This is a genomic window from Streptomyces sp. NPDC104367 (assembly GCF_055583825.1).
In genome coordinates this window covers 51,948-64,182 of the sequence record NZ_JBVJND010000011.1, presented here as the reverse complement: position 1 = coordinate 64,182, position 12,235 = coordinate 51,948, and the positions used below count along the sequence as shown (strand labels likewise).

Annotated in this window: 10 protein-coding genes; 1 reads left to right on the top strand and 9 read right to left on the bottom strand. The window is 72.0% G+C overall.

What is annotated here, in order from left to right:
• The 3 genes from ACZ619_RS18345 to ACZ619_RS18335 form a co-directional block, all read right to left on the bottom strand.
• A complete protein-coding gene (locus tag ACZ619_RS18345; protein WP_469599803.1) occupies positions 1-1,914 on the bottom strand; it encodes an HEXXH motif domain-containing protein in 1,914 nt (637 codons plus the stop codon).
• Positions 1,915-1,938: 24 nt separating this feature from the next.
• Entirely contained in the window at positions 1,939-2,112 is a 174-nt protein-coding gene (locus tag ACZ619_RS18340; protein ID WP_469599801.1) for a hypothetical protein, read from the bottom strand.
• A 154-nt stretch (positions 2,113-2,266) separates the two neighbouring features.
• Positions 2,267-2,434 (bottom strand): hypothetical protein, encoded by a 168-nt coding sequence (locus ACZ619_RS18335; protein WP_469599799.1) that lies wholly within the window; start codon positions 2,432-2,434, stop codon positions 2,267-2,269.
• A 93-nt stretch (positions 2,435-2,527) separates the two neighbouring features.
• Here ACZ619_RS18335 and ACZ619_RS18330 point away from each other — a divergent pair, with 93 nt between their 5' ends.
• A complete protein-coding gene (locus ACZ619_RS18330; RefSeq protein ID WP_469599798.1) occupies positions 2,528-3,691 on the top strand; it encodes an FG-GAP repeat domain-containing protein in 1,164 nt (387 codons plus the stop codon).
• A 9-nt stretch (positions 3,692-3,700) separates the two neighbouring features.
• Here ACZ619_RS18330 and ACZ619_RS18325 read toward each other — a convergent pair whose 3' ends face one another.
• The 6 genes from ACZ619_RS18325 to ACZ619_RS18300 form a co-directional block, all read right to left on the bottom strand.
• Positions 3,701-5,590 carry a hypothetical protein gene (locus ACZ619_RS18325; protein ID WP_469599796.1) on the bottom strand — a complete coding sequence of 630 codons (1,890 nt, stop codon included), beginning with the start codon at positions 5,588-5,590 and terminating at the stop codon, positions 3,701-3,703.
• A gap of 188 nt (positions 5,591-5,778) precedes the next feature.
• Complete coding sequence (locus tag ACZ619_RS18320; protein ID WP_469599794.1) at positions 5,779-6,753, bottom strand: NADPH:quinone reductase; 975 nt, start codon at positions 6,751-6,753, stop codon at positions 5,779-5,781.
• A 78-nt stretch (positions 6,754-6,831) separates the two neighbouring features.
• Positions 6,832-8,145 (bottom strand): alpha/beta hydrolase, encoded by a 1,314-nt coding sequence (locus tag ACZ619_RS18315; protein ID WP_469599793.1) that lies wholly within the window; start codon positions 8,143-8,145, stop codon positions 6,832-6,834.
• A 149-nt stretch (positions 8,146-8,294) separates the two neighbouring features.
• Complete coding sequence (locus ACZ619_RS18310) at positions 8,295-9,095, bottom strand: hypothetical protein (protein WP_469599791.1); 801 nt, start codon at positions 9,093-9,095, stop codon at positions 8,295-8,297.
• A gap of 145 nt (positions 9,096-9,240) precedes the next feature.
• A complete protein-coding gene (locus tag ACZ619_RS18305; RefSeq protein WP_469599789.1) occupies positions 9,241-11,127 on the bottom strand; it encodes a pentapeptide repeat-containing protein in 1,887 nt (628 codons plus the stop codon).
• A 138-nt stretch (positions 11,128-11,265) separates the two neighbouring features.
• Entirely contained in the window at positions 11,266-12,147 is an 882-nt protein-coding gene (locus ACZ619_RS18300; RefSeq protein WP_469599787.1) for an alpha/beta hydrolase, read from the bottom strand.
• Positions 12,148-12,235 lie beyond the last annotated feature (88 nt).

The window sequence follows — 12,235 nt, the reverse complement described above, 5'->3', positions numbered from 1 at the left end:
TCATTTCCATTGAGGCGGTGGCCCTGCCATCGCCTCCTCCCTGTGCCGCCCCCCGATCCAGCCCGCGAGGGCGCAGGGATCGGTTGGCACGGCCTCGGCAGCCAACCGCAGGTAGACCGCCCGGACCAGCTCCGGTCGGCCCAGCAACGCAGCCGCGGCACAGTCGTCGCCGTTGCCACGCGCAGCCAGGCCAAGCCCGATCCAGGAACTCGACTGCTCAGGGCAAGCGTGCAACTGCCGTCGGTACTCGCGCAGAGCGGTGCCGAAGTCACCGTCGATCAAAGCCGTGTCCGCCGAGGTCGCGCCCAGCGATTCCGGATGCCTGCGCAGCCACGCGAGCCGCTTCGGGTCCTCCCAGCGCAGTCGCGCCAGCTCTGACCGCACAGGTCTCTCCCGAGGCAGCGCATCGGCCAGCACGACCGACCCGGCAGCTTCGGGGCATCCCGTCAACGAGCCGTGCTTCCAATGCCCGGCCAGCAGTGCGGCATCGGACTCGGGGGGCCGGGCATTACGCAGCCGCCACATGCCAAGGTGGTCCGCGGTCACCAGGGCGGCGTCCGCCTCGACCTGCATGGGCAGGGCTTCCGCGCACCAGTCGACCAAGCACTCCCTCATGTTGCTGACGAACCAGATCCCCAACTCGGTCAGTTCCCCGGATCCAAGAAGGTCCTCGACCGCGGCAAGCGTGCCGCGCCGCCACAGGGCATAGGCGAACTGTGCTCGGCCGGCCTCCTGTCCGGTCGCCGTCGGGTGATACCGACGCCAGAAAGCGACGATGCCCAGGTAGGCGTAGGCGCCGTGCAGCAGCCCGGAGGCCGGGCGCGGATCGAGCCGCCACGGCGCGTGGTACTGGGCAGGGCCCGGCTCCCGGGTAAGAGTGATCATGTCCAGCAGGGCACCGAGCTTGATGTGCTGGGCCTCATGGATCAGGCTGACGGCCAAAGCCGTGGGATCGAGGGGAAGTTGCACCATCGCGCTACCGAAGGACTCGGGCGAGGTGACGCTGTAGGGATCCCCGCTCACCACCGCTTCCAGAGGCACGATGGAGCGCATCAGCGCCGCGAGACCGTCGGCGGTGTCGGGCTGGCCGGCCACCAGTGTCTCCCAGACATGTTCGGTGAGGGCCTGCCATCGGTTCCGGCTCTGTGTGGTCTGCTCGACCGGTTCCCGCCCCGCAACGAAGGACGCATAGGAATCGGTGTCGTCCAACGTCAGACAGAGGCTGTGTCCGCCCCGTTCGACCCGGATCCGTGGAAGCGGGCGCCAGCCGGCGGACGGCGCGTCCAGGGATTCCGGCAGCAACACACACGCGCCCCGGGGTGTGACGACGGACACGCTGCCGCCGCCTCGGCCCGCTCCCCGGAGGGTCGCGACGTAAGGCCGTAGGCCACTGGGCAGGCTGACGGTGCCCAACGACGGCAGGTGCAGCGTCCCGTCGCCGGGCACCGGCACCTGAGCGTGAAACTCCGTGCCGGCGCGGATGGCGGCGGCTACGGCGAGTGTGTGGAAGTACCCTGTCTCCGTCCACAGGGGGAGGTCACCCGACCTGACCCCCCGCAGACGCCGCAAGACGTACGCCGCCCAGACACCGGTCGAAGGATGCATCAGCACCCCTTCGAGTGCTTCCGGATTCTCATACTGAACCCGGCTGAGCAGCTTCCAGGCGGAGTGCACCGAAGGCAACGGCCCCAGAGATGCGGGATCGGCGGCGATGGCCTCAAGCAGCATGCGGATCAGAACAAAACGCTTGCTCTTCTGCCCCTGACACAACAGTTCAAGGGTTTCGCTGTCACCACCGCCCAGGGACAGCTGACGGAAAGACTCCGCTGGCAGGCGATGCAAGTCGCCAATACCTTCACGGATCTCAGCAAAGAAGAGAGCGGAAGGTAATCGCGCTTGATTCTTCTTCCTCAATGAATGGCCTCCAGTCGGAGCCGTTCAGCAGCCTGTAGCACCCGACGACGCCGTCAACGGCACCGGCAGATCGACCTCCAGCAGAATGCGCCGCACCGACCCCTCGAGATCACCCGCAGGACACAGCATCAGCTCGTCCAGGGATAGATCCGCCACGTTCACCAGTTCCGTCGCGATGTCGTGCCCCGCGCGTTCCATCCGACCAAACCCCCTGTCCGGTGGGGCCCTTGACGGGCCGTACCTCTCATGATGCCCGCGTACAGACAACGAGGGAAGGGGACCCTTCCCAGGGAGCCGGCCCCGCCGTCCCGCCCTGTGCGGGACGGGGCGGGGCGGCGGGGCCGGGGGCGGGTCAGCTCAGGCCGAGGTCGGACAGGGCGGTCGTCCAGTCGGTGATGATCGCGTCCTGGGCGTCGGAGAGGCTGACGGGTATCGATCCGGTGACCGTCGTGCACGCGGGTCCGAACGTCAGTGGGGCGGAAGGGGACGCGACCCGCGCGCCGGTACTCCGGGAAACCACGGTCCCGTAACACGTGACTCACAGGAGGTGCCCGTAGGTTCCCGTGCCCATGACAGACACATCCGCGTCTCACGGAAGGACACCCGTCCGGTCATGAGCAAGCACAGGAACCGCCGGGCCGCGCGCGTCCTGGCCTACGGAGCCGCCGGTGCCCTCACGGTCGCCGCGGGCCTCACCGCCGTCGCGTCGGCGAGCCAGCCCACCACGGTCACGGCCACCAGCTGCTCCTTCACCCTGTCCGACACCTCGGCCGCCGTCGGGGACAACCCCCGGCACGTGGTCACCGGCGACCTCGACGGCGACGGGAACGCCGACGTGGTCGCCGCCGACAACGACGCCGACACCGTCTCCGTCCTCCTGGGCAACGGCGACGGCACCTTCGGCACGGCCACGGACTACGCCGTCGGCGACAAGCCGTACCAGTCCGTGATCGCCGACTTCGACGCCGACGGCAACCCGGACATCGCCACCGCCGACTTCGACGGCGGCACGGTGAGCGTCCTGCTCGGCACCGGCGACGGCGCCTTCGGGACGGCCACGCAGTACACGGTCGGCTCGGGCGCCCGCTCGCTGGTCGCCGGGGACGTCGACGGGGACGGCGATCTGGACATCGCGGTGGCCGAGGAGTCGGCCGGGCGGGTCAACCTGCTGCTGGGCGACGGTGAAGGTGCGTTCACCGTCTCCTCGCAGACGGTGACCGTGACCCGGCCGCACGGACTGGTCCTCACCGACTTCGACGGTGACGGCAACCTCGACGTCGCCACCGCGAGCGTCGCCACCGCGGGCGGGATCAGCGTGGCCCTCGGCAACGGCGACGGGACCTTCGGCGACGTCACCGGCTACAGCAGCGTGGCCCGGCTGTACTCCCTCGCCCAGGGCGACTTCGACGGGGACGGCACCACCGACCTGGCCACGGTCAGCAACGGCTCCGACACCCTGGAGATCTACGCCGGGAACGGTGACGGCACCTTCCAGGACCCCGTCGACTACACCACGTCCGCCCTGCCGGTCGCCGTCGACTCGGCCGACGTCAACGGCGACGACATCCCGGACGTGCTGGTCTCCTCCCTCAACGGCAACTCGGTGTCGGTCTACACCGGCAGCTCGGGCGGTCCGCTGGCCGAGCCGACCGAGCTGACGGCGGCCGGGGCGTACGAGGCGGCCGCCGCCGACGTGACGTCCGACGGCACCCAGGACCTGGTGGTGGCGAGCAGCAGCGACGACGCGGTGGACGTGTTCACCGGCTCCTGCGGCTGACGGCCGTGATCAGCCCGCGGTCACGGTGATCGCGCCGCTGTAGTCCCCGCCCGGCTCGATGGCGGTCGGCTCCCCGTCGACCGTCATCGAGACCGTGGCCCCGGCGGGCGCGGTCACCGCGGAGTCCGCCGACAGGGTCAGCCGGCTGAGGTACGAGGTTCCGGTCACCGTCCAGCGCGAGCCGCCGGTGAGCGTGACGACCACCCCGTTGTTGACGACCGGTTGCGCGGTGTTGGTGACATGGCCGAGCTGCGCGTACTCGGCGGAGGTGATGGTGTCGAGCGCGTGCCGGGAGAGCGAGGCGGACAGCACGCCGGTGACGCTCGAACCGTCGAAGCCCAGCAGCATGTTGCGGCCGGTGCGCATCGCGTTGTAGAAGTCGCCGGTGAGGGCGATGGCGGTGAAGGACGCCGAGGTGTCGGTGTCGTGCGCGGCGAAGACGTCCCAACTGCCGTCCTTCACGGGGTCGTCCGTGGGCTCGGTGTAGACGCCGGCGTTCGATCCCGGGTTGTCGGTCTCCATCACCTGGAGGATGACGCCGTTGCCGGGTTCGAGGGCGGCGCCCTGCGAGCCGTCCACGGTGACGGTGGCCCGGACCGCCTTGTCGAGGAAGGTGGTCGCGGCGGTGGTGAGGACCGTCCCGCCGCTGATGTGCAGGGTTCCGGCGCCGTGCCACATCACCCCGAACTGCCCGGAGGTGATGCTGGTGCTCCGCACCGGCAGGGCGGCCAGCTCGTCGTCGGTCAGACCCAGTTCGAGGTCGGTGTTGAGCTGTGCGACGTCCTCGCGGGTGCTGTCGCCGTAGTACAGCGTGCTGTTGGAGGCGCCGATGACGGTGGCGTAGGTGCCGGCGTCGACGGTGCAGCCGAGGATCCGCTCCGTGACGTCGCCGTCGGCGAAGGAGGCGTAGCCCTCGTCGCCGAGGTTGCCGATGGTGCAGTTGACGGCGGTGGCCCGGGCGCCGGAGACGGAGTCGGTGGAGAAGGCGCCCCAGGTCTGCGACGCGATGGTCGAGTTGAGGTAGGTGGCCGTGGTGCCGGTGCCGATGACGTTGGTGGCGCGGACGTTGCCCGATATGCCGAGCCGCCAGGGCACGACGAGCATGTTCGCACCGCCGCCGAAGACGTAGTCGGAGGGCAGGGTCCCGTTCAGGCACCGGATGGTGGAGTTCTTGACGACGACGTTCGCCCCGTCCTCGGCGACCAGCCCGCTGCGCACGACCCCCGTGTTGGAGACGGTGACGCCGTCCACGACCAGCCGCGTGCCCGGGCCGGTGGCGACGACGGCCGCGCCGTCGCCGACGAAGTCGCACCGGCCGTTGCCGGTGAAGCCGATGGTGGTGTCCGTGATCGCGTACGACGCGCCCCCGGCGACGTAGAAGCCGTCGAAGGCCTCGCCGGTGGAGGTGACGCTCACGCCCCGCGCCGCCGTGCCGGTCACCGTGCCGCCCACCAGCGCCGGGGTGACGGACCTGGCCGTGACCACGCCGTCGGCGTCGGCGTACAGGGCCTGGCGCAGCGGGAAGGTGACGCCCGCGAAGGTGGCGAGGTTCTGTTCGGTGACCGTGAGCACGATGTCGCCGGTGTACGTCCCCGGGGCGATCGTCGTGCTCGTGGCCAGGGTCGCGGTCAGCGCGGAGCCGGTCTCCACGCCGTCCACGGTCATGGTGAGGCTGTAGCCGTCGGGTACGGCGAGGGTGCCGCCCTCGGCGACGGTCAGCGCGGTGAGGGTGGTGGTCGTGTCCACCACGTACGTCTCGCCGGCGCCCACGGTGAGGGTGCCGTCCGCGGCCCGGGCGGTGCCCGGGAGCGCCACGGAACCGGCCCCCGCGGTCGCGAGCAGCACCAGGGCCCGCACCCGATCCCTCATGGACGGCTCGTACGCACTGTTCGATGCCATGAACGACTCCTCCACGATCGCTTCCGAATCGCCGCGCAGTCTGCCCCAACTCCCGCTCTACTGTCGACAGTTGAGCAATATTCTCAGATCCCACCACCCAGAACCGGCCTACTGTCGACACTCTCACGGGGAGTCGAGGCGACGGAGAGTCGGGGCGGCGGAGAGTCGGGGCGGCGGAGAGTCGGGGGCTAGGGGATCCGAAGTACCAGCCTGGCGTGGGCGGTGCCCGTCTCCAGGCGGGTGTGGGCCTCGGCGGCCTCGTGCAGGGGCAGTACCTCGGTGGCGCGGGGACACAGCAGTCCGTCGGCGGTCAGCCGGGAGACATGGGCGGCGGCCTCGGCCAGTTCGTCGGTGCGGGCACCGGAGATGGCGAAGCCGTGCACCGACCGGTCCCGGGTGTACAGCTCCCCGGCGGGCAGGACGGGCCGGGTCCGCAGTCCCGCCATGAGGACGATCCGTCCGCGGGGCGCGAGCAGGCCGAGCGCCGTCTCCAGGTCGTTGTGCCCGGAGGTGTCGACGTACAGGTCGGCCCCGTCGGGCGCGGCCTCCCGGACCAGCCGGGCCGCCTCGGGGTCCCGGCGGTCCACCACCGCCCCGGCACCGAGCGCACGGCAGCGGCCGGCGTCCCCGGCCGAGGCGACGGCCACGACCCGGGCCCCGGCGCGGGCGGCCATCACCACGGCGGCGCCGCCCACGTTCCCGGCGGCGCCCAGGAGCACGACGGTCTCCCCCGGCCGCAGCCGCCCGTGGGTGAAGAGCGCGAGGTGGGCCGTGGACGCCGGGTGGGCGAGCGCCACCGCGTCCACCGGGTCGACGCCGTCCGGCAGCCGGTAGAGACGGTCGTACGGCACCACGGCCTGCCCGGCGGCGGCGCCCTGCCGGCCGGCGTGCCCGAGGCTGCTGCACCAGACGCGGTCCCCGGGACGGAAGCCGGGCGCGCCGGGACCGGCCGAGGCGACCGTGCCGACCAGGTCCCGTCCGATGACGAAGGGGAAGGGGATCGGCGTCCGCCAGGCGCCGGAGCGTACGAACGTGTCGACGGGGTTGACGGCGGTCACCTCGACGTCGACCAGCACGTCGCAGGGGCCGGGCCGGGGTGAGGGCAGTTCACCGACCCGGATCCGGTCCGGTGGGCCGAGTTCTTCGATGTAGGCGGCTAGCACGCTCCGGATTCTGCTCCGGCCGGGCGTCCGCGCACGGATGCCGGGCCGTGCGCGGACGCGCTTCCTGCGCCCGGCCCGTCACCGGTGCGCGGTGGCGGTGGGCCTGCGTTCGGCGCCCTCCGCGCGCAGCGAGCTGGGAGCGGGACCGGGCGAGGGCGCGTTGCCGGGTGTGTCGCCGGGTGTGGTGGTGCGGTCGGCGTGGTGGCGGGGTACGACGTCCTGGGGGAAGGTCAGCTGGCTGCTCATCCACTTCAGGGCGGCGGGCATCTCCCGCACCCAGGTGGGGAAGTTGTGGCTGCCGTTCTCGGGCAGGATCGAGACGACCCGCATGGGTGCCTTGACGGCCTTGATGAAGGCCTCGGTCTGCGGGTAGCCCTTCTCGCCGTGCTTGCTGTTGGCGACGAGGACGGAGACCTGGGGTGCGGGCAGGTGCTTGAGCCGCCACATCAGGTCGTGGCCGTCCACCCGGGCCTGGCGGCCGGGGCCGCTGCCGAAGAGGTTGCCGGTGGTGGGGTCGTCCTTGACCTGGTAGTCGGGGGAGAGCGCGGCGGCGGTGGTGTAGACGCCGGGGTCGCGCATGGTGAGCTGGAGGGCGCAGCTGCCGCCCGAGGAGTAGCCCATGACGCCCCAGGAACCGGCGTCGTGGCCGGCCCGGTAGACGGACCTGACGGCCTCCGGCAGGTCCTTGGCGAGGAACGTCTCGGTCTGCGGGCCGCCGGGGACGTCCACGCACTCGGTGTCGCGCGGCGGGGCGATCGTGGGCCGGATCATCACCATGATCGTCGGCTGCATCTCGTTCCCGGCCTGGAGTTCCCCGGCGGTCTGGGAGACCCGCAGGTGCTCGGCGAGGTTGAAGATGCTGCCCGGGTAGCCGCTGAGCGCGACGATCACCGGGAAGCGCATGCGGTGGTAAGCCTTCTGGAAGTACTGCGGCGGGAGATAGACGAAGGCGGGGTCGACCACGCCGGTACGCCTGCCGATGATCTTGACCGACTCCACCCGTCCGACGGACGCGGCCGGTCCGGCGGGCAGCCCGCTGACCCGGCTCAGCTGTTCGTCGCCGGCGGGCTGCACGAGCGCGCCGCGGACACTGCTTATGCCGTTCACCGAGCCGCCGCCGTTCCCGCCGGCCGCCTGGGTCACGCCGACGGGAGCGGTGTCGACGTGACCGAACAGCTCGCCCCAGGAACCGAAGAACTGGTACGACGAGTTCACCGCGCACGCGAACGCCGCGACTATCGTCACCTGCGTCACGCCGACGGCCCCCAGCCGCCCGAGCACCTGCCACAGTCCCGGCCCGGCCAAGCGCGGCCACAGCCAGACCAGCAGCGCCACGCACAGGGCGGCGAGTGCCACCGTCGCGTATACGGTCGTTTGACTGGTCAAACCCATGTCGTCGGTCCCTGACTTCCCTGCCCGCGCACATTGCCTACGCACGGGAGGAGGGCGGAAGAGCCTTCCGCGTTCCGTAACGAGGGATTCAGGAAGAAGTCATTGCCTGTTCTTCATGTCACTCGGTGGACCGTGTGCGGCCCGGGCCGCTACCTGACGTCGACGAAGTCGCCGGTCGCCGTGGCCGGGCCGGTGGTGGCGCTGCCGGTGAAGACGTAGCGGAAGTAGCCGTCCGTCTTCGCCCTGGTGGTGGTCCGCAGCGTGCCGCCGCTGCCGGTGGTGACGGTCTTCAGGGTGGTGTAGACGCTGCTGCCCTTCTTGCGGAACTGGAGGCGCACCGACTGCCCCTGGTAGCCGGTGTAGGTGCCGCTGGTCCAGTTCGCGCGGGTCAGCCGGCCGGTGACGGTGACGGTCCTGCCCTTCTTCACCGGCTCGGGCGAGGCGTTCACGGTGACCCGGGCGTACCGCTTGATCCTCGCCGTGCCGGCGACGTCGGTGTCGGTCCAGTCGTCGTTGGTGTCCTGTGCCTCGGCGAGCACCTTCCAGGTGCCGGCGAGGGCGTTGTCGTCGAAGTCCCGTGCCGCGTCCACGCCGAAGCCGGTCGTGCAGTCGGAGACGGCGGGGTCGGTGGCGGAGACGGTGCAGGTGCCGGCCGGCGGGTAGGCGGGCAGGATGCCGTCGGCGTCGTCGGTGTCGGGGCCGTGCCACAGGTAGGCCCAGGCGGCGGCGACGCCGTCCGGGTCCGTGGCCGTCCAGGTGAGGGTGACGGTCTTCTTGGTGGTGAGGCCGAGCACGATGTCCTTGCCGCCGTTGACGACGACGTCCGAGAAGACCGTGTCGCTGGGCGCGGCGGACGCCGCCGGCCGGGCGGACGCCGGAACGGCCGAGGCGGACAGGGCGGCGAGGCCGGTGGCAAGGGACAGCGCGGCGACGGCCGGGCGGATGCGCATGGGTTCCCCCTTCGGGATCAGCAGGCCCGCCGTCTCCCCACGGCGGACCTGATGGCGTGTCACGCAGGCTAGACACACGGGAGCCGGTCGCGGTTGCCCTCTCCCGCCGAAAGGGACGGTCGGGTTCTGCCGTCGAAGGGGGCGGTCAGGTTCTGCGCAGGACCCGGTTGGCGCCGGCCGCGGCCGTGGTCGCGAGGATCCAGCCCGCGCTGACCAGGACGACGACCACCCACTGCATGGCGCCCTGGGCGCTGTACGCGCGGTCCTGTCCGAAGTCGATCACCGGAAGCAGCAGGTCGAGGGTGTAGACGGCGGGCTGGAAGTCCGGGGGCGTCCCGTCGCCGTCGGGCGCGGGCGGCCAGGTCGCGAACAGGGCGGTACCGACGGTGAAGAAGACGGCGAGCAGCAGCACCGCGCGCAGCGGCCGGTAGCCGTAGCCGACGGTGAGGTCCTGCAGGAGGCTCCAGAACCGGGCCGGCCAGGTCAGCGTCGTACGCATCCGGCGCTGTTTGGCGAGCAGGACGACGCGGGCGTCGGAGTCCCGGCCGTGGCGCTGGTAGTTGGCGGCCAGCTGCTCGTAGGGCTGGGGGGCGAAGCCGGCCGGGTCGCGGTCGAGCCAGTCCAGCCGCTGCCGCCCGGGCAGCGCGGGGTGGGTGCTGTCGTAGGAGAGGCCCTCGATGACCAGGGAGCGGGGCCAGGTGGCCGGGTCGTCCCGGAGCACGCCGATCCGGGTGTGGCTGAGGTCGACGATGCCGTCCGGTGCCTCGCGCGGCTTCAGCGTCAGTTCGGCGGCCGAGGAGCGCCGGCAGATCAGCGCGCGCTCCCCCGCCGGGGCGTCCAGCGCGGCGCCCTCGAAACAGAGTCTGGCGCGTACGGTGATGCTGCTGAGGGAGATCCGGCCGTGCGCGGTGAGCCCGTCGCAGAGGTTGAACTCCGCGCCCACCTCTATGCCGTTCGCCCGTAACGCGGCGGCCCCGGCGCGGCCGGTCAGCTCCGCGCCCTCGAAGAGCACCGACCCGCCGACCCTGGCGTCGCAGAGGTCGACGGTGCCCTCGGCGACGAAGCCCTTGCGGCAGTTGAAGTCGCCGCCCACGTGCAGGCGATGGGCCTTGAGCGCGGTGCCGTCCGGTGGCTCCAGCCGGGCCCGCTGCAGCACGACGCTGCCCCGCACCGTGGTGTCCCGCAGGTCGACGCACCCCCGCGCGACCAGCCCCGAGCCGCCCTGTATGTCGCCGCCCACCGAGGCGCAGAGCAGTTGCAGCGCGGGTTCGCCGCGCCGCTCGCCGGTACCCGTGAGGGTGCTGTCCTCCAGGTGCAGCGAACCGCCGATCGAGGCGCCGTAGAGGTTGATCCCACCGTCGTTGGCGAATCCCCGGTCGAGGTAGAGGCCGCCGCCGACGGTCAGTTCCGGGGCCTGGAAGCCGGCCCGGTCGCCCTGGATCCTGGCACCGCGGAAGCCGAGGGTGTCCTGGATCCGGGAGCTGTCGAGACGGACCGGCCCGGTGCAGACGAGCCCGGCCGCCGAGAAGTGCTCCTCGACGGCGAGCGACCGGGCGTCGAGGGCCTGGGCCCCCTGGGGCGCGTGGACCGTGGAGCCGTCGAGGAGCAGACGGGTGCCGACGCTCAGCGACCGGAGGTTCAGGGTGCCGTCGACCGTGCAGCCGACGATCTCGCACTCCTGGCCCACCCGGGTGCCCGCCGCACCGAGTCCGGGCAGGACGCAGTCCGTGAACTGGAGCGCGCCGAACTGACCGCCGTCCAGACGGGGCGCCTCGTCGAAGCGGCAGGACTCCAGCCGTATCGCGCCCTGGACGGTCGCCTCGGCCAGGTCCAGGGCGCCGGTGACGCGGGCGCCGCGGAGTCTGAGCCGGGCCAGCCGCCCCGGCACCGGGCGCGGCGCGGCGACGAGCAGCCACCGCAGCACCTCGGCCCGGACCTCGGGCACGTCCTCGCACCACTCGCCGTGCCGGTACGCCTCCCACAACCGACCCTCATGAGCCTCCCACCCGTCCGGCGGTCCCGCGTCCGACATCCCGTCCTCCCCCTCACCACGCACTCCGGCACCGGCGAAGCAGGACGTTGCTACCCGACGGACCCGGAGATCACGCCCGGGGCCCGGCCCGCTGCTCCGGAGGGAAGGAGCGTGGCGGAGGCCGGTGCGGATCCGGTGTCAGCGGGTCGTGAGGGCGCGGATCTCGGTGGTGATGAGGTCGGGGGCCTCCTCGGCCATGAAGTGGCCGCAGGAGACCGTGCGGTGGCGCAGGTCGTCGGACCAGGCGCGCCACAGTCCCTCGGCGTGGTAGCCGAGGGCCGCGCCCCAGTCCTGCTGGAGGACGGTGACCGGCATGGCCAGCCGGTTGCCCGCCTCCCGGTCCACGGTGTCGTGCGCCACGTCCACGCCGGCCGAGGCGCGGTAGTCGGCGACGATGGACGGCACGGCCGCGGCGGACGCGGCGAGGTAGTGGGCGCGGACGTCGGCGGGGATCGCGTCGGGGGTGTTGGTCCAGGCGTCGAGGAAGTGGGCGAAGAAGGCGTCGGCGGACGCCTCGATCATCCGCTCCGGCAGGCCCGGGGGCTGGGCCATGAGGGAGAGGTGGAAGCCGACCGTGCCCCTCACCCCGCGCAGGGCGTCCCACATGTCGAGGGTCGGCAGCACGTCCAGGAACAGCGCGCGGGCGACCGTCTCCGGGTGGTCCATCGCGGCGCGGAAGGCGACCAGGGCACCGCGGTCGTGGCCGGCCAGGGTGAAGCGGTCGTGTCCCAGCGCGGCGGCGAGACGGACGACGTCCCGGGCCATGGTCCGCTTGGAGTAGGTCTCCGGCCCGTTCTCGGCGGGCTTGCCGCTCGCGCCGTAGCCGCGCAGGTCGGGACAGACGACGGTGTGGTCGGCGGCGAGGTCGGCGGCGACGTGCCGCCACATCAGGTGGGTCTGCGGGAAACCGTGCAGCAGCACGAGGGGGCTGCCGGTGCCGCCGACGGCGGCGTTCAGCGTGACGCCGTCACCGACCGGCACACGGTGCTCGGTGAATCCGGGAATGCTCGGGTGGTTCACAGCGACTCCTGTGGCTCGTGGCAGAGTGGACGTCCCCGGCCCTCCGGCCTCGGCGGACCGGGGCGCCCGGGGACGGCACCCAGGTTGC